The organism is Litorisediminivivens sp. KMU-197, from assembly GCF_056858395.1.
Window position 1 is genome coordinate 213393 of sequence record NZ_JBXEQG010000002.1, and the last position, 19856, is coordinate 233248.

8 protein-coding genes are annotated in these 19856 nt (G+C 64.6%); 7 read left to right on the plus strand and 1 reads right to left on the minus strand.

The window, feature by feature from the left end; all coding sequences use genetic code 11:
• Complete coding sequence (urtE, locus tag AC04PT_RS05980) at window positions 1–696, plus strand: urea ABC transporter ATP-binding subunit UrtE (protein WP_482873076.1); 696 nt, start codon at window positions 1–3, stop codon at window positions 694–696.
• Between the two features lie 257 nt (window positions 697–953).
• Complete coding sequence (locus AC04PT_RS05985) at window positions 954–3929, plus strand: calcium-binding protein (protein ID WP_482872680.1); 2976 nt, start codon at window positions 954–956, stop codon at window positions 3927–3929.
• A 95-nt stretch (window positions 3930–4024) separates the two neighbouring features.
• Here AC04PT_RS05985 and epsE read toward each other — a convergent pair whose 3' ends face one another.
• Window positions 4025–5242 (minus strand): exopolysaccharide biosynthesis GT4 family glycosyltransferase EpsE, encoded by a 1218-nt coding sequence (epsE, locus tag AC04PT_RS05990; RefSeq protein WP_482872681.1) that lies wholly within the window; start codon window positions 5240–5242, stop codon window positions 4025–4027.
• Window positions 5243–5337: 95 nt separating this feature from the next.
• Between epsE and AC04PT_RS05995 the strand changes: the two genes are divergently transcribed.
• From AC04PT_RS05995 to AC04PT_RS06015, 5 genes are all read left to right on the plus strand, one after another.
• On the plus strand, window positions 5338–6177 hold the full coding sequence (locus AC04PT_RS05995) for a glycosyltransferase (RefSeq protein ID WP_482872683.1): 840 nt from the start codon (window positions 5338–5340) through the stop codon (window positions 6175–6177).
• The gene (locus tag AC04PT_RS06000; RefSeq protein WP_482872684.1) at window positions 6174–7541 is read left to right on the plus strand and encodes an oligosaccharide flippase family protein; all 1368 of its coding nucleotides are present in this window, start codon (window positions 6174–6176) and stop codon (window positions 7539–7541) included. Before AC04PT_RS05995 ends, AC04PT_RS06000 begins: the two co-directional genes overlap by 4 nt.
• A gap of 132 nt (window positions 7542–7673) precedes the next feature.
• Entirely contained in the window at window positions 7674–14108 is a 6435-nt protein-coding gene (locus AC04PT_RS06005; RefSeq protein WP_482872686.1) for a type I polyketide synthase, read from the plus strand.
• Window positions 14105–15109: a glycosyltransferase gene (locus tag AC04PT_RS06010; protein WP_482872687.1), complete on the plus strand. Its 1005-nt coding sequence runs from the start codon at window positions 14105–14107 to the stop codon at window positions 15107–15109. Before AC04PT_RS06005 ends, AC04PT_RS06010 begins: the two co-directional genes overlap by 4 nt.
• On the plus strand, window positions 15106–19647 hold the full coding sequence (locus tag AC04PT_RS06015; RefSeq protein WP_482872688.1) for a MupA/Atu3671 family FMN-dependent luciferase-like monooxygenase: 4542 nt from the start codon (window positions 15106–15108) through the stop codon (window positions 19645–19647). Before AC04PT_RS06010 ends, AC04PT_RS06015 begins: the two co-directional genes overlap by 4 nt.
• Window positions 19648–19856 lie beyond the last annotated feature (209 nt).

Genomic DNA, 19856 nt, shown 5'->3' on the forward strand with positions numbered 1-19856 from the left:
ATGTTGGAAACTCGCGACTTGACGCTGAAATACGGGCACTCGCAGATCCTCCACGGCATCTCGATGCAGGCCCGGGCAGGCGAGGTGACCTGTGTGATGGGCACCAATGGCGTCGGCAAGACCAGCCTTCTGAAGGCGATCTCCGGCACCCATCCCCGCGCCGGGGGTGACCTGCTTATCGACGGTGAGGCGATTGGCCCGGCACCTGCCCACGCATTGGCACAAAAGGGCGTTGGCTATGTCCCGCAGGGTCGCGACATCTTTCCGCTGATGACGGTGATGGAGAACCTGGAAACCGGCTATGCCTGCCTGCCGCGGTCCGATCATCACGTCCCGGACGAGATCTTCGACCTTTTCCCGGTGCTCAAGCAGATGCGCACACGCCGGGGTGGTGACCTTTCGGGCGGGCAGCAACAGCAGCTTGCCATCGCGCGGGCGCTGATTACAAAACCCAAGCTCCTGCTGCTGGACGAACCGACCGAGGGCATCCAGCCCAACATCATCCAGCAGATCGGCGAGGTCATCAAATACCTGCGCGACAAGGACGAGATGGCCATCATCCTCGTCGAGCAGTTCTTTGACTTCGCCTACGGTCTGGGCGATCGTTTCGTCGTGCTCAAGCGCGGCGAGGTGGTGCTGGAGCGCGACCGCGCCTCGGCCGAGCGCGAGGTGCTTCTGCAACACGTTTCGGTCTGACCTCCCCGCATTCAGGACCTGAACCGGGCGCCTTTGCGACACCTCAGTCACCGACCAGGGGTCTGGCAGGTCCGGCTTCCCCAGTGGGCCCTGTAACGCCAGCGCATCGCAGGCTTTGGGTTGATCCGATCTCCCGCAGGATTGACCAAGCGGAAGGCCGGCGTCACATCGCGCAAGGCGCGACATTGTGATGATGTCGGCCTAATAATCGTCACAGGAAGGCGTTCAATGACACCCGCGAAACAGGAGGTGCGGTGATGATCAAACTCTTTGCGAGGGTTCTATGTCTTGTCTTTGGTGTGATCGGCGGACCTGTCATGGCGCAAGACGTCGGTTCGGTCCGGGCATATGTATGGGGCAACTCGCTGATCAATCATCCGACTGCGTTCGACGGCACGGCGGTGCCGGTATGGCTCGACCGGTTGGCCGAGGCGGATGGCCGCGAATTGGCTTTGAGCGGTGAATACGCCTTTGGCCGGGAGTTCCCGGACAAGCTGCCCGCCCGCCCGACGTGGGGGTTTCCCGGTGTGACCGCCAGCGTCGAAGCCGGTCAGAGCTTCGCCGACAAGCGCATTGACACGCTGCTCATCAACCCTGAGAACTTCATACAGTACAAGGGACCTTCCGAGCCTTATGACGGCGCCCGCGATGACCGCTCGCCAGTCAGTGGCACCGTGGCACTGACGCGGTGGGTGGCAGAGCAGGGGGCCGATCCGACGGTCTTCCTCTACGAGGGCTGGGCCGAGATGGACCGCTTTCCGCCCACGCGCCGCGCCTACCGACGGTATCTGGCTTATACCACAGGCGACTACCACGATTGGTATCTTGGCTATCGGGACGCAGTGGCGGCGGCACTGCCCGACATGGACGTGCGCCTGATCCCCGTGGGCCCGATCCTGACGCGTCTGCTGACGGAAGGGCCCTTGCAGGACCTGAGGCCGGTCGACCTCTATACCGATAACTCGCCGCACGGGACGCCGACGACCTATCTGATCGCCGCCTTGATCACCTATAGCGCGCTTTACAACACGCCACCGCCGGCAGGGTTTGATGCTTTCGAGGACGTTCACCCAGTACTGATATCGAACTACGCGGCAACGGTCGAATACATCTGGCGTGAAATGCAGGACCATGTGGCCCCCCGTCGCCATGCCGCGGCAAGCCCCGGTGCTGCACAGATCGAAAGAGCTGGTCTGCGGCAAACACCCGATGACATTTCGGGAGAGGATCTTTCCGCCACAGCCGCGTACGCCGGTCTGGACAAATCGTATCCGGCGACCGGCCTTGAAAATCCCTCCGTGGCTGTCGGCCTCAACGGCATCGCAGATTGGTCAACGCAGCGGCCCTTCATCGACGTGATGAAATCCGCGCGGCCCTGGGTCGGCCATTTGTCGGGTGCCGAGTGGGGCGGGATGACCGCACGTGATTTGGAGGAGGGTGGCTTTCTGGACGAAAACGGTTGGATCATGCGCCTGCCCGAAGCGATCGACCGGATTGAGACCTTCGTGCTGACCGACATGCCGCCCGAGGCGGTGTCCCTCGCCGGGCGCTACCGGATGACCTGGGAAGGCGAAGGCACCCTTGATATCGCCGGACGCGCGCGGGTGCAGCAGCGCGGGCCGAACGCGCTATGGTTCCTCTATGAACCGGGCGAAGACACCGTTGCGGTACAGATTCACGACACCGATCCGCGCGGAACAGGCGACTATATTCGCAACATCCAGATCGTTCACGAGGATCACTTGCCGTTTGCCGAAGCCGGGATGATCTTCAATCCCGCGTTCACCGCCCGCATCGCTGACTTTCGCGCGCTGCGTTTCATGGACTGGATGTTCACCAACGGTTCGCCAAAGGTCACCTGGGACGACCGCGCCCGGATCGAGGATTACACCTATGTCCGCCGGGGCGTCCCGGTAGAGCATGTGGTGGCACTGGCCAACCTCGTTGGGGCCGACCCATGGGTCTGCATGCCGCACCAAGCAGACGAGAGCTTTCTGCGTGGCTATGCCGAAACCGTCCGCGGCGGGCTTGACCCGCGGTTGAAGGTCTATGTCGAATATTCAAACGAGCTTTGGAACCGCATCTTTCCGCAGGCGGCTTGGGCAGAGGCTCAGGCCCGTACGCGCTGGGGTGAGGATGCGCCCGAAGACGCCTGGATGCAGTTTTCCGGCGCGCGCGCGGCGCAGGTTGCAGATGTCTGGGCTGCGGTTTTTGGAAAAGAGGCCGAGGCTCGTCTGGTCAACGTTATCGGCGTCCACACCGGCTGGCCCGGTCTCGAACAGCCGCAACTGGCCGCGCCGCTCTGGCAGGACGAGGGAAACGCGCCGCCGTCCGAAAGCTTTCAGGCCTACGCCGTCTCGGGCTATTTCGGCCACATGATCGGCAGCGAAATTGGGGGCGAGAGGGTCCGCGCGCTTCTGGACGCGGCGCGCGACAGGGTTCGGTCAGAGGGGGAGGCACTGGGTTTGCAGCGGGTCGCCCTGCGCGAATACATCCGCGCGCACCAGTTCGATGGCACCCTTGCTCCGACGATCGCCCGCCTGCGCCGCGATGCCCTGACCGAGTTGACCGGTACGCTCTGGCCCCATCACGCGGCGGTCGCCGCCGAGCATGGTTTGCGTCTGGTGATGTACGAAGGCGGCAGTCACGTCCTCGGTCATGGTTTTTGGCGGGAGGATGAGGAAATGACCGCCTATTTCCACGCCCTGAACTACTCTGCCGAGATGGGCGAGATCTATGCCGAGCTGCTGGAGGCCTGGCGCGGGCTCGGTGGCACCCTTTTCAATGCGTTCGTCGATGTCGGCAGTCCGTCGAAGTACGGCAGCTGGGGCAATCTGCGTCACCTCGACGACAGGACGGCGCGTTGGGATGCACTGACCGCCTTTAACCGTGTAACTCCCGGTGACTGGGAGGGTCGTGCCCCCGGTACGTTTCGGCAAGGTGTGATCCTGCGCGGCAGTGACGCGGCGGACCGGCTTTTGGGGACGGTGGAAGAGGATGCATTGTTGGGGTTCGGCGGCGACGACGTGCTGGTTGCGGCTGGCCGCAGCGATGTCCTGCACGGTGGGCCGGGGCGTGACGTGGCAGTTCTGCCGGGTGTCTACGCAGACTACGGCTTCGACCGGTCAGACGGTGTGCTTAGGGCATGGCGCGGCGCGGACGTGGTGCACTTGCGCGAGATCGAGGTCCTGCGCTTCGCGGATCTGGAGGTCGGCGCCGAGTTGGTGCAGTGAGGGGTTCGCGAGAGGATCGGCGCTGACCCGGCGCGCGCCGAAAGGCTAGCGGCCTCTGGCCACGGATTCGTGACGCCGGATACTAGCGGAAACCGTCAGTTGGCAGGCGGTGTCGTGACGCGCCGCATTTCCCGGGCAATGACCTCGGCTCCGAGGCTGGACCGGTAGTCGCGGTCTATGCGGGCACGGCCGGTTCGGCTGAGGCTCTGGGCAAGATCGGGGTCATTGACGATCCTCAGGATCGCCGCGGCTAGGGACTGCGGATCCTTCGGTGGAACCAGCAGGCCTTCGACGCCGTCGTCGATAAGCTCGGGCACCCCGCCCGCCGCGGTGCCGATGGTGGGAACGCCGCAGGCGATCGCCTCCATGTAGGCAACGCCCAGCGGCTCGTGCCAGCTGGCCAGCGCAAAGATGTGGGCCTGCAGCAGCCGCGCCTTGACCTCCGCCGCGTCTATTGCGCCCAGAAGTGTGACGTGATCCTGTAAGCGGTGCTGCTTGATCAGCTGTTGCAGGACCAGCCGGAAGCCCGAGCCCCCGTCGTCGTCCTGCCCGGCAATCTCGAGCCTGACGTCATGACCGGCCGCACGCAATTGGCGGACCGCTTCGATCAGGTCCTGATGGCCCTTGACCACGTTGAGACGGCCGCAGGCGAAGACCCGTATCGGACCATCTGGCGCTGGCGGCGCATAGGGCGCGGTACGGCGCAGATAGTCGGTGTCCACCCCCATCGGCCGCAGGATCATGGGCGGCAGGTCTTCGGGCTGCGCGGCCTTCATCTCGGCCATCAGCTTTCGGGTAATGACGGTGGCAAAGCGTGCATGGCGCCATTTGTAGCGTTGGCCGGATCCATAGTCGCTGAGCGGTCCGTGCAAGGTCAGCGAATAGCCCGCGCCGCCAAGGTGGTGCGCGAAACCCGCAATCATCGCGGCGCGACCGCACGAATGAACGTGGATATGGCTGATGCCCAGCCGCACGCAATGATCGCGCAGAGCCTCACCGGCGGCGGCGCATATCACGATGTCCTTGAGCAACCCGACCCCGTCGCGTGGCAGCTCGCGCAGCAATTCGCGCCATGGAAGTCGCGGCAGCACCCGCGCGGCACGCCGCAAGGACACCTCGTCCAAATAGGTGGTCCGCGCCATCGCCTCCTGCGACCAGTCATGCGCGATCAGCCCCTCGGGGGGCTGGCGGGTGGAAAACAGGATCGGTTCGATCCCCATCGCCTCGAAGGCCGCGATCTCGCGCCAGAAGAAGACATGGGTCTGCCCCGGAAACTGCGGTATCAGCACGCCCAGTCTGTCGCCTTGCCCCATCGGTCTCTTTTCCGTGATTATTGCGCTATATCATGGTTTGGCCACAGTTGGATGTATAGTCCTCAAGCTGAACGACTATTGTTTTGAGGACGCGTGTGGATCCGGACGTCCCCTTTGATCTGTCCGTGGCCGTCCCCGCGCATGACGAAGCGCGCTGGATCGGCCCCTGTCTCGACGCGGTCGTCGCGTCGAAGGGGCCGTTGCGCGCGCAGGTGATCGTCGTGGCAAACGGCTGTTCCGACAATACGGCGGCCCGGGCGCGGAGTTTTGCGCAAGCCTTCGAAGCGCGGGGCTGGCGGCTCGACGTGCTGGAACTGGCGCGGGGCAGCAAGCCCGGGGCGTTGAACGCGGCGGATGCGATTGCCGAGGCCCCTGTGCGGGCCTATCTGGATGCCGATGTGCAGGTGGACGAGGACGTTCTGGGACAGATCACCGACAGGCTGACGTGCGATCAGGCCGCCTGGGCCACCGGGCGGCTTTGCATTGCGCCGCCGGTCTCTGGCCTGTCCCGAGCATATGCCCGGATATATCGGCGCGTGCCCTTCATTGTTCAGGGCGTTCCCGGTTGCGGGCTCTTCTCGGTGAACGCGGCGGGACGCGCGCGTTGGGGTGCGTGGCCCGATATCATCTCTGACGACACTTTTGCGCGGCTGCATTTCGCCGGACCCGAAAGGCAATGTGTCGACGGCACCTACACCTGGCCGCTGGTCGAGGGGTGGCGGGCGCTGGTCAAGGTGCGGCGGCGGCAGAATCGCGGTGTGGAGGAGGTGCGCAGGCTCTTCCCGGAGCTTGCCGCGAACGACGACACACCTGGCGTTTCCTTGCGCGACAAACTTCGCATGGCGGTCAACGATCCCTTTGGATTTGCCGTCTATGGTGGGGTCGCGCTAGCCACGAAGGTCGGCGGTGACACGGGCTGGAGCCGAGGCAGATGATCGCAATGGCACAGAAGTTCCGCGGCGGTTCGCTGACCGCGCGGGCACTGCGTTCGGCGGCCTTCACGCTTGGCGGGTTCGGCACCTCTCAGGTAATCCGGCTGGCCTCGAACCTTATCCTGACGCGGCTGCTGTTTCCCGAAGCGTTCGGAATGATGGCGCTGACCATGGTGTTCATGCAGGGGCTGCAGATGTTCTCGGACGTCGGCGTCGCCCCGGCCATTCAGCAAAGCAAACGTGGCGACGATCCGGAATTCTTGGATACCGCCTGGACAATCCAGGTGGTGCGCGGCGTCTGCCTGTGGCTGGCGGCCTGCGCGCTGGCCTGGCCTGCAGCGCAGATCTACGGCGAGCCTATGCTGACGCTGCTGTTGCCGACCATGGGGATCACGCTGCTGATCCAGGGGTTCAATCCGACCAAGATGGAAACCGCGAACCGCCACCTCATGCTCGGCCGTGTCACTCTGCTGGACATTGCCACTCAGGTGATCGGCATCGTCATTGCCGTGGCGCTGGCGTTCTGGCTTCGATCGGTCTTTGCCTTGGTGATCTCGGGCATCCTGTCGATGGCGGCGCAGCTTTGGCTGAACCGGGTGTTCCTGCCGGGGCGGCTGAACCGCTTCCGCTGGGAGCGACCTGCAGCGCGGGAACTGATCCATTTCGGCAAGTGGATCTTTCTGGCGACGCTGGTGGGCTTCCTGTTCCATCAGGGCGACAAGCTGATCCTCGGGCGCTACCTGCCGATCGATCAGTTTGGCGTCTATAATATTGGTTTCTTCCTTGCGTCGTTCCCGATGCTCATGGGGCTGATGATCACCCGCAAGGTGCTGATCCCGATCTACCGCGAGACCCCTCCTGGCGCTGATCCGGCAAACTTCGCCAAGCTGCGCCGAATGCGGGTGCTCGTGACCGCCTCGCTGATGGTGCTTCAGGCGATCTTCGCTGCGTCGGGCGTCTGGATGGTCGACCTGCTCTACGATGACCGATACGCGCTGGCGGGGCCGGTGGCGGTGGTGATCGCCATGGCGCAAATTCCGCTGATCGTGGCACTGACCTATGACCAGACGGCGGTGGCGGCGGGCGACAGCCGGTCCTTCTTCTTGCTGCAGGCCACCCGCGCCTGTCTTATGGTCGCCGGTATCCTTCTGGGTCTACAGGTTGCGGGATTGCTGGGCGCGCTGGCCGGTCAGGGGCTGGCGATGCTGGCGGTCTACCCTGTCGTGGTGCGGCTGGCGCGACGGATGCGGGCTTGGGACCCGTTGCATGATGCCGTCTTCTTCGGCGTAGGCGCGCTGATCGCCCTGGGCGCCTGGGGCATCAACGGCGCTGCGATTTTGCAGCTGATGCCAGGCTTGCAACCGTGACCGGCGCGGCAGGCGACAGGCACGAATTAGGTGCTAAACTGGCAGGGGGCGGGACAGGGGTGTCCCGCATTTGCCGCAATTTCACCTCAATTTTGATCTATCCCTGCCATGTGGGGGCAAACGGGGTTCCGGATGTCTGTTTCAGATAAGCTCGCAGAGGTAAGCGAGACCGATATCGCCATCGTCGGCATGGCCACCCGGCTTCCTGGGGCCGGTTCTGTCGATTCGTTCTGGGACAACCTGCGCAACGGCCGCTCTTCAATACGCCGCCTGTCTGACGAAGAATTGCTGGAGGCCGGCGAAAGCCGCGGACTGATCCGTCATGCCGATTACGTGCCTTTCGCCGCGCCGCTTGACCACTTCGCCGACTTCGACGCCGAGTTCTTCGGTCTATCGCCCAAAGACGCGGCGATCATGGACCCGCAGCATCGCCAGTTCCTCGAATGCGCGTGGGAAGCGCTCGAGACGGCAGGCCATACGCCCGAGGCCGCACCCGGGCCGGTGGGGGTTTTCGCGGGATGTGGCATGGGCAGCTACTTCTACTTCAACGTCTGTTCCAACCCGGATCTGGTGGACGACACCGGGATGTTCCTGCTGCGCCACACGGGCAACGACAAGGACTTCCTGTCGACGCGGCTGAGCCACATCCTCGACCTCAAGGGTCCGTCGCTGAACTTGCAAACCGCTTGCTCCACCTCGCTTGTGGCGACGCACTATGCGGCGCAATCGCTGATCAATGGTGAATGCGACATGGCGCTGGCGGGCGGGGTGACCATAGAGCTGCCGCAGGGTCGGGGTTACCTTTTTAAGGAAAACGAGATCCTCTCACCCGATGGCGAATGCCACGCCTTCGATCACCGCGCACAGGGCACGGTCTTCGGCTCGGGCGTGGGTGTCGTGGTGCTGCGCCGGCTGGCCGATGCCATCACGGACGGAGACCACATCTGGGCCGTCATCAAGGGCAGCGCGGTCAACAACGACGGTGCGGCCAAGGCGGGCTATCTGGCGCCTTCGGTCGAGGGGCAGGCAGCGGCGGTGGCCGAAGCGCACGCGATGGCCGGCGTGACCGCCGATACCGTGGACTACGTTGAGTGTCACGGCACCGGCACCTACCTTGGCGATCCTATCGAGGTGGCCGCGCTGACCCAGGCCTTCGCCGAGACGACGGATGAGACCGGCTTTTGCCGCATCGGATCGGTCAAGACCAACATCGGCCATCTGGACACGGCTGCAGGTGCCGCCAGCCTGATCAAGGCCTCTCTGGCGCTGCACCACCGCGAGATTCCGCCGAGCCTTGGCTACGAGAAACCCAACCCCGCCATAGACTTCGGCACCTCGCCGTTTCGCGTTAACGACCGCCTGATCCCTTGGGAGCGCCGCAAGGGGCCGCGCCGAGCGGGGGTCAATTCGCTTGGCGTCGGCGGAACCAACGCGCATGCGGTTTTGGAGGAAGCGCCGGCGCGTCCCGCCTCGGAGCCCAGCGACTGGCCGTTCCACATCCTCACCGTCACCGGTCGCAGCAAGGCCGCGGTCGAGGCCAATGCACGCAAGCTTGCCGCCCACCTGCGGGCGCACCCCGAGCAGGACCTTGCTGACGTGGCCTTCACGCTGCAAACCGGGCGGCGGCACTTCCAACACCGGCGCGTGCTGGTCGCCGAAAGCCATGCTGAGGCGGCGGAGTTGCTGGAAACGCTCGACCCTCGCCGGGTCTTTGCCCACACAGCCCTGGAAACCGCCGCAAAGCCGGTCTTCATGTTCCCCGGCGGAGGCGCGCAATATGCGGGTATGGCCCGCGATCTCTATGAGACCGAACCGGTCTTTGCCGACTGGATCGATCGCGGATTGGCCGTCTTGCAACCTAAGCTCGATTACGACATTCGCGCGCTCTGGCTACCGCACGATGAGGACAGGCAACACGCCGAGGAGCGGCTCACCCGGCCCTCTGTGCAGTTGCCGCTGATCATGATCGTCGAATATGCGCTGGCGCAGCTCTGGCAGAGCTGGGGCGTGCCGCCGGTGGCGCTGGTCGGTCATTCGATGGGCGAAAACACCGCGGCCTGCGTCGCCGGCGTGATGTCGTTCGAGGATTGCATCGGCCTTGTCCACCTGCGCGGTACGCTGTTCGACAGTATCGCGCCAGGTGGCATGCTCTCGGTCTCGCTGTCGCCCGAGGCGCTGAAGCCCTACCTTGGTGACAGCCTCGATATTGCCTCGGTCAACGGGCCCGAGCTTTGCGCGGCCTCTGGACCGCAGCAGGCGCTTAAGGATCTTCAGCTGCGGCTTGAAGGCGAGGGCATCGACTGCCAACGCATCGCCATCGACATCGCCGCACATTCCGCGATGCTCGATCCGATCCTCGCAGACTTCAAAGCCTATCTGGCCGGTATCGACCTGCGGCCGCCGCAGCTGTCCGTCATCTCGAACCGCTCCGGACAGGAACTCACCGCAGAAGAGGCCACCGACCCCGAGTACTGGACTGCGCACCTTCGCCACACCATCCGTTTTGCAGACTGTATCGACACGCTGGCGCAGGACCCCGGTCATGTCTTCCTGGAGGTCGGGCCGGGCAAGGCGCTGGCCTCGTTGGCGCGGCTGCACAAGGACGTGCCGGGCAACAGAATTGTCGGCTCGCTGCGTCACCCGGGCGAGGACTTTGCCGACGACAAGTACTTCCTGACCGCGCTGGGCAGGCTGGCGACCCTGGGCGTCGCCGTCGACTGGGCGCAGGTCTGGGGCGAGGCGCGGCGCAATCGTGTGGTACTGCCGACCTATGCCTTCCAGCATCAGACCTACTTCATCGAGCCCGGTGAAGCTGTAGAACGCAAGGCCGAGAGCTTCCTGACCCGGACCGACGACATCTCGGGCTGGGCCAGCCACATGGCCTGGGTGCCGCAACTGGCCGCCTGCGAGATCGACGTGGAACATGAAATGTCGCTGAGCCAGCCTGAAACCTGGCTGGTCTTCATGGACGACGCCGGACTTGCACAGGAGGTCACCACGCGACTGCGCAGCGCAGGTCACAGCGTCATCGAGGTCTGGCCGGGGGATGCCTTCGCCCGCACTGGCGACGACGTGTATTTTCTTGCTCCGGAGCGTGGCCGTGAAGGCTATGATCTGCTGATCCGCGACCTCATGGGGCGGGGCGTCGTGCCCGGCCGTGTCGCGCATTTCTGGCTGGTGACGCGCGATCAGCGCCATCGTCCGGGCTCATCCTACTTCCACCGCGTGCAGGAGCAGGGGTTCTATTCTCTGATCTTCCTCGCACAGGCCATGGAGGAGGAAAACCTGCCGAAACCATTGCACCTGACCGCTTTCACCAATGGCGCGGCGCGGGTGCGGCAAGAGGCTCTGCTCTGGCCCGAGAAAGCCACGCTGGCCGGCCCGCTTCGTGTGCTCCCGCGCGAGGTTCCGGGCGTCACCGCAGCATCGGTCGATCTTGTCTTGCCAGAGGGGCGCGGACGCACCCAGGCGATGCAGGAACTTGCCGTGCAGGTTCTTGAAGACCTGCTGGCACCTCCGGCAAATGACGAAGCCGCCCTGCGCGGCGCCAAGCGTTTTGTCCGCAAGCCGCGGCCTTTGCCGCTGCCCGAGGCTCAGGTTGCGCCGGTCCGTCCGGATGGCGCCTACCTCGTCACCGGCGGCTTCGGCGGCATCGGGCTCAGCATCGCGCGGCGTCTGGTCGAAGACGGCGCCACTGCGCTGGTCCTACTGGCGCGCAGCCCGCTGCCCGATTGCGGTGCTTGGGACAACCATTTGCAAACCCATGCGCCACAGGACGCCGTCAGCCGCCGCATCCGCGCGGTTCAGGCGTTGGAGGAGATGGGCGCAGAGGTCATGGTTGCCGCAGCCGACGTCTGCAACCTGCAGCAGATGCAGAACACCGTTGCCGCCGCCCGCGCCCGTTTCGGCCGCATCCGGGGTGTCATCCATGCCGCCGGTGTCATCGACGACGCGCCGCTGCTGACCAAGACGCAAGCAACGATCGAGGACGTGCTGACCCCGAAAGTCCATGGTACGCAGGTGCTGGGCCAGATCTTCGAGGACGGCGATCTTGACTGGATGGTGCTGTTTTCCTCCAGCTCGACTGTCACCGCCCCGGCCGGACAGGTCGATTATGTTGCCGCCAACGAATACCTCAACGCCTGGGCACGCGCGCGGCAGGGCGGCAGGACCCGAGTGCTCGCGCTGAACTGGGGCGTCTGGGCCGAGGTCGGCATGGCGGCTGAAGCCGTTGCCGCGCGCACCGGTGGGCATCCCGTATCCGAGACAAGACCCGCAACCGTTCCGCTGTTCGACAGCACCGGCTTCAATGCCGCCGGCGACCGGACGTTGGAAGCCAGCTGGAATCCGAAAGACCTCTGGTTGCTCGACGAACATCGCACCCGTGATGGCGCGGCCCTGTTGCCCGGCACCGGCTACCTTGAACTGGCCTCCGAGGCCCTTCGCGCCCAGGGCGAAACCGGGCCTTTTGAAATCCGCGATCTGACCTTCCTGCGTCCGCTGCACACCCCGGACGACACGGCTACGACCATACGGCTGACCCTACGCCGCTCTGAGCCGGGCTATTCGATGTCAATGAGCAGCGCCGTTGCGCACAACGGGCGCACCGGCTGGCAGGTGCATGCCGAGGCCGAGCTTTCTCTGGCGCGGGTTGCCGCGCCGCCCACCCTTGATCTCTCCGCGGTGCGCGCACGCTGCTCGGGTGGCGCCTATAGCGACATTCCGCAAAGAACAGCGCAGGAAATGCACCTGAACTTCGGGCCCCGCTGGCGTGTCCTGCATGCCACCGCGCTGGGCGAACGAGAGGGCGTAGCCGACCTCGCGCTGCCGAAGGCTGCGAGCGGAGACGGGGCCTTGGGCATTCTGCTGCACCCGGCACTCATAGATATCGCCACCGGCTGGGCGATGGAACTGATCGATGGTTACGATCCGGCAGAGTTGTGGGTGCCAATGTCTTATGGACGGGTGACGGTTCACCGCGCCGTGCCTGACCGACTGGTCAGCTGGGTCCGTCTTGCACGCGCAAACAGTCTGAAGGACGCCGTTGCACGTTTCGACATCACGCTGGCGGATTCGCAGGGCAATGTCTGCGTCGATATCAAGGACTTCGCGATCAAGCGATTGGATGTCGGCGGCACTTTCGCGGTTGCGCCGACACCGTCTGCGAACGAATTGCACTTCGACGACGCGCAAGAGATCCAGCCGATGACGCCTGCCGAAGAGCGCTTGCGTCACAATCTGACCCAGGGCATCCGCCCCGAAGAAGGTGCCGAGGCCTTCCTGCGCGCGCTCGCCAGCCCGGTGGATCAGATCGTCGTCAGCTCGCTCGATCTGCCGTCGTTGATCGCGCAGGCGTCAGAGCCGGTGACGACGCGCGGCAGCGCGGCGCGGTTTGACCGACCTGACCTGGGCACCGACTATATCGCGCCCGCAACCGATATCGAACGAACATTGGCCGGGTTCTGGAAGGATCTGCTGGGGCTGGGTCAGGTGGGCGCAGAGGACAACTTCTTTGATCTGGGCGGGCACTCGCTGATCGCGGTGCGATTGTTCGCGATGATCCGCAAGACCTACCGCGTGGATTTTCCGATCTCGGTGCTGTTCGAGGCCCCCAGTATCCGCGCCTGCGCCGGGCTGATTGCCAGCCGTCTTGGCCCTCAGTCGGACGCGAACCGGCAGGAGGCAGACGAAAAAGAACCTGCACGGCGTTTCACACACCTTGTGCCCATGCACGAAGGTCGCGGCGGCGACAGCCTGCCGTTCTTCCTTGTCGCCGGCATGTTCGGCAACGTGCTGAACTTACGTCACCTGGCCCACCTGATCGGTGCCGATCGGCCGTTTTACGGGTTGCAGGCGCGGGGACTTTACGGAGACGACAGACCGCACCGCGACATCGTCGAGGCTGCCCGCGACTATATCGCCGAGATGCGTCAGGTGCAGCCGCATGGCCCCTATCTGCTGGGCGGCTTTTCGGGCGGTGGCATCACCGCCTACGAAATGGCGCATCAGCTCGAGGCTGCGGGCGAGGAGGTAGCGCTGGTGGTCATGCTCGACACCCCGCTGCCGGTGCGCCGTCCGCTGGAGCCGAAGGACAGGCTGTTGATCCAGTGGCAGGAGCTGCGGCGCCACGGCGTTGGATACCCGTTCCGCTGGGCTGCCAATCGTCTGCGGTGGGAAATCGCCCGCCGCCGCGTCCCGCAGACCGACGCTGCGCCGGAACACCAGTTCCACAACGCCGCCATCGAAGCCGCGTTCTATGAGGCCATCACCCATTACGAGGTCCGCCCATGGAACGGCAATCTGCATCTCTTCCGTCCGCCGATGCGCGGCAAGTGGCAGGTCTCTGGCGGGAGGTTGGTAAATGCCGACCGCGCCTATGTGCTGCCCGACAACGACTGGAGCCGCTATGCACCGGGCCTGCAGGTCGAAGAGGTGCCCGGCGATCACGATTCCATTGTGCTGGAACCGCAGGTCCGGGTCCTGGCGGCCCGCATCCGCGCGGCGATCATCGGCGTTGAGACCGTTCCTGATACGGAAGACACACCCAAAGCGGAGGCCGCGGAATGACCGGACCACGTCTGCTGGCCATCGTGCTGAACTACCGGACCGCCGAGATGTGCCTTGAGGCTGCCGAGGCCGCGATCGTCGCGCTCGACGGATTGGATGCCGAGTTGGTTATCGTCGACAACGACAGCGGCGACGGCTCGTTCGAGCATCTGACAGAGGCTGTCGCGGCGCGGGGCTGGCCGCACGTGCGGGTGCTGGCCTCGGGTTACAACGGCGGCTTCGGGGCCGGCAACAATTTCGGTATCAGGGCAGGACGGTCGGACGGCGCGGAGCCGGATTATGTGTATATCCTCAATTCGGATGCCTTCCCCGAACCCGATGCCATCCGCACCCTCGTGAACTGGTGCGAGGCACATCCCGACACCGGCATCGCGGGCGGGCTGACGCTCGACCCGAGCGGAGAGGCGCATGTCACCGCGTTCCGCTTCCCCTCTGTCGCCAGCGAATTCGAACACGCGATGCGCTTCGGTCCCGTCACCCGCATGCTGCGCAACAGCCGGGTACCGATGGATCTTCCCCCGGTCCCGCTTCCGGTCGACTGGCTTGCCGGAGCCTCGCTCCTGCTACGCCGCGAGATGCTGGATCGGATCGGGCTGTTTGACGAGCAATTCTTTCTCTACTTCGAAGAGACCGACCTGTGTTTGCGGGCTGCCCGCGACGGATGGCAGAGGGTTTTTCTGCCGGACAGCCGGGTGGCGCACATCGGGTCGGTCTCAACCGGCATGAAGCGCTGGGCGCGGACGCCGGAGTACTGGCTTGACAGTCGTATGCACTATTTCACTAAAAATCACGGCGCGCTCTATGCCGGACTCGCCACTCTCACACATATCGCCGGTGCCGTGCTTTGGCGTATCCGCCGGCAGGTCCAGCGCAAACCGCCTGCCGACCCGCCGCGCTTTCTGCGCGACCTGATCCGGCACGCCCTGCGCTCGCTGGTGCGTCCGCTCAGCACGCCCGGTGTTTCCCGCCCTAAACCGCAACCCGCAAAGAGGCTGCCATGACCGCTCTGGAAGTGATCCTCATCGGCAACGACACCCTGACCCGAGAATGTGGTCAGCAGGTGCTGGACGCCGGACATGCGATAACTGCACTGGTTACCCGCGAAGCAAGTCTGCAAGATTGGGCAGAGAGCCGTGGTCTGGCGGTCACGGCTCCGGGCCCCGGCCTCACCCGGCGGCTGAGCGGGCACGCGTGCGACTGGTTGCTGTCCGTGGCCAATCTTGACCTGTTGCCCGCGGATTTGCTGGCGCTTCCATCTGGTGGCGCGGTTAACTTCCACGATGGTCCCCTGCCGCGCTATGCTGGTCTGAACGCGCCGGTTTGGGCGCTGTTGAACGGCGAGCAATCCCACGGCATCACATGGCACAGGATCGAGGGCGAAGTAGACGCAGGAGACATCCTCGTTCAGCGCCAGTTCGACATTGCAGAGGATGAGACGGCGCTCAGCCTGAACCTGAAGTGCTATGCTGCGGGGCTTGAATCCTTTCCCGACGTTCTGTGCCAGCTTGCCGCGCCCCAGCCCGCCTGGAAGCCACAGGATCTGGACCATCGCAGCCTCTACCGCCGCGACCAGCGACCGCCTGCCATTGGACATCTGCGCTTTGACCAAACCGCCCGCGACAACCTGCGTTTGATCCGGGCTCTGGATCACGGCGACTACGTCAACCCGCTGTGCACGCCCAAGCTGTCATTGGCCGAGCAGGTCATCACCGTCGGCGGTGCACAACTTTCCGCAGGGCAGGGCGCGCAGGGGCAGATCCTCGCGCTTACCCCCGAGACGTTGACTGTGGCCTTCGCCGACGGTGCGCTCTGCCTGTCGCGCCTGCGGCATATGAACGGCGATGCGGTGTCCCCGGATACACTGGCAGCGGTGGGAGATTGTCTCGTAACCCCGGACGAGGCAACTCTCGACCGCCTGACAGCGCTGGGCGAGGAGATCGCCGCAGCCGATCCGGTCTGGCGCAAACGGTTTGCGTCTTTCGCGCCGGTGTCGCTGCCCACGATGCGCTCGGACGAACACGGCGTTCGAAGCCTTGCCCTGCACTGGCCCGCGGCGCTGACCCTGCAGCAGAAGGCCAAACTGGTGGCCGAATGGGCGGCGCAGGCGGCGGGTGAAGAGACCGCTGATATCGCCTTGCTGAGCCTTGCCACGGACACCATTCCCGGTTTCACCTTAAGGTGGATGCCGCTGCGACCGGGCGAGGACCCGACGGCGGTGCTCGCACAGCCGGCGCCGTCCGCTGATATCGCCCTGCGGGTGCCCGGCTGCCGTGGCCAGACTTGGCCGGACATCGCGTTCGACCCGCAATGCGGCGGTTCGCCCGGCTCAAGCCTGACGGTTACCGCCGACGGTCAACTGCATGTCGATACGGCGCGTGTGCCCCTTGCGCTGGCGCAGATTCTTGCAGACCGTCTCGCTTCCATGGGCGAAGCCATCGCCGCGGGCAAAACTCCCCCCCGGATGCCCGAGGCCGAGCGCGCGCTTGTGTTGCAAAGCTGGAATGCCACCACGGCGGACTATGACGAGACAGCCACGGTTCACGGGCTCTTCGAGGCTCAGGTCGCCCGTACCCCTGACGCGCCTGCATTGGTGGTCGGCTCCGAGGTCCTGACCTACGCAGACCTCAATGCCCGCGCCAATCGCGCCGCACATACCCTGCGCCTGATGGGTGTCGGACCAAACACGCTGGTTGGCCTTTGTACGCGTCGCAACGCCCATATGGTGGTCGGCGCATTGGCGATCTTCAAGGCCGGCGGAGCCTATGTGCCGATGGACCCGGCTTATCCGGCGGAGCGTCTGGCACTATACCTCGAAGACAGCGAAGCGCCCGTGGTGGTGACGGAAAGCGCGGTGGTCGGGGACCTGCCGTCCGGCACCGCGCAGATACTCGCACTGGACACCGCGCCCGAGATCGGTTCGGCCGAGACCGCCAATCCCGAGCCGACCTCAAGGCCGGAGGATCTGGCCTACCTGATCTACACCTCCGGCTCTACCGGGCGGCCCAAGGGGGTCATGGTCGAGCATCGCAACCTGTCCAATTTCATCAGCGGCATGGACAGCCGCATCGGGCGCGATACCCCGGGGACCTGGCTGGCGGTGACTTCGCTCAGCTTCGACATCTCGGTGCTCGAACTGTTCTACAGCCTTGCCCGCGGCTACAAGCTGGTGCTGGTGAATGAGGAAGACCGGCTTGAGGCTGCGGCTGCTCGACCGGTGGGAGGGATGGAGTTCAGCCTGTTCTACTGGGGCAATGATGATGGCGTGGGGCGCGACAAATATCGCCTGTTGCTCGACGGCGCGAAGTTTGCGGACAAGCATGGCTTTTGCGCGATCTGGACGCCCGAGAGGCACTTCCACGCATTTGGCGGCCCCTATCCGAACCCTTCCGTCACCGGCGCTGCCGTGGCAGGCGTGACCGAGAATCTCGCCGTGCGGGCGGGATCCTGCGTTGCGCCGCTGCACCATACGGCGCGGATCGCCGAGGAATGGGCGGTCATCGACAATCTCACCAACGGTCGCGCCGGATTGGCCATCGCCTCGGGCTGGCAGCCGGATGACTTCGTCCTCCGCCCGGAAAACACCCCGCCCGACAACAAGCCCACAATGCTGCGCCAGATCAATGAACTTCGGCGCCTGTGGGCTGGCGAACCGGTGGAATACGCCAGACAAGACGACACGATGCACCCTGTCGTAACCCAGCCGCGGCCGGTGTCGAAGACGCTGCCAATATGGGTCACTACCGCTGGTAATCCCGAGACCTGGAAAGAAGCGGGGCGGATCGGCGCCCATGTCCTGACCCACCTGCTAGGCCAGTCGGTCGCGGAGGTCGCGGACAAGATCGCGATCTACCACGCTGCGCTGCGCGAGGCCGGGCACGATCCGGCGGCTTTCTCGGTCACGCTGATGCTTCACAGCTACATCGCCGAGACACGCGACAAAGCGCGCGAGGTGGCGCGCGGGCCGATGAAGGATTACCTGCGTTCCGCCGCCGGGCTGATCAAGCAGTATGCCTGGGCATTTCCAGCCTTCAAACGGCCCGAAGGCGCGAGCAATGCCTTCGATCTGACGCTCGACGGGTTGAGCGATGACGAGCTGGACGCCATCCTCGAGTTTGCCTTCCAACGGTATTTCGAGGAATCGGGACTGTTCGGCACCGTCGAAGACGCGGTGGCACAGGTTGAAAAGCTCAAGCGGATCGGTGTGACCGAGGTGGCCTGCCTGATCGACTACGGCATTCCGGCCGATACGGTGCTGGAGGGTCTGCGCCCCCTCGCCGAGGTACTGGCACGCTGCAACGAAGGCATCGCGACCGATCACTCCATCGCCGCGCAGATCGTGCGACACAAGGTCACTCACCTGCAATGCACACCCTCCATGGCGCGGCTTCTGCTGATGTCGCCGGTGACCTGCGCGGCGCTTGGCGGGGTGGAGCGACTGATGCTGGGGGGCGAGCCGCTGGCGGGTGCGCTGGTGGACGAACTGCGCAACCTGACCGACGCGCAGATCGATAACATGTACGGGCCCACCGAGACGACGATCTGGTCGTCGACCTCACCAGCCTCTGGCGGCGATGCGATCTGCGACATCGGCACACCCATCGCCAATACGCAAATGTACATTCTGGATGCCGACCGCCAGCCAGTGCCGATCGGCGTGACCGGCGAACTCTATATTGGCGGCGCGGGTGTCGCCCGCGGCTACTGGCAGCGTCCGGACCTCACGGCAGAGCGCTTCCTGCCCGATCCCTTCAACGGCGGGCGGATGTATCGCACCGGCGATCTCGCTCGGTGGCAGGCCGACGGGCGCATCGACTTCCTCGGGCGCGCCGACACGCAGGTGAAATTGCGCGGCTTCCGCATCGAACTTGGCGAAATCGAGGCCCGGCTCGAAGCGATGGAGGGCGTCGGTCAGGCCGTTGTCGTGGTGCAGGACGGTGACACGCTCACCGCATTCTATGATGGCACTGCCAAGGCCTCGGAGGTTCGCGCCGCGCTGGCAAGCGACCTGCCGGCATTCATGGTCCCGTCGCGGCTTGAAAAGGTCTCATCCTTCCCGCTGACACCCAACCGTAAAGTCGATCGCAAGTTGTTGGCTGAGCGGAGGGCGCCATCGCCGGAGATTGCCTCGCCACCATTGCCGCAGGGTCCCTTGCTCCCGGATTTGCACGAAGGCATCAGCCGGGTTTGGCAGAAAACCCTGGGGCTGCAAGAGATCCCGACACAGGGCAATTTCTTCGACTTGGGTGGGCATTCGCTGCTGGCGATCCAAATGCACCGCGCCTTGCGGGAGGATCTGAACCTGACCCGCGTGAGCATCGCCGACGTATTCGGATATCCGACACTCGACGGTCTGGCCGCCCGCGTTGCGGAACTGGGCGAAACTGGTTACCGATCAAGCGGCCCGCAATCGGCACAGCCTGCAAACCGATCGGAGAACCCATCCGATAACAGGCCGCCGGTCACGGAGTCCCGTGCCGCAGCACGGTCCGATGCGATGGCGCGTCGACGCCAGATGAGGGCCAGGCGTCAGGCTGGATAGGTCAACACCGGTATACCGAAGGTGATTCGGTAAATATCTGGTATAATTATGAAATTATTGCCTGGAAACGCATTGTTTCCGCCTGAATTCACCGGAAAAGGTGGCGAAAATCGGGCATTTGAACTAACTTGCAGTCAGGCACGATACATGGTCCATCGCGTTGCGCAGGCAGCGGTGGACGCGGCGTGCCGCCGCGGGGGCGCGGAGTG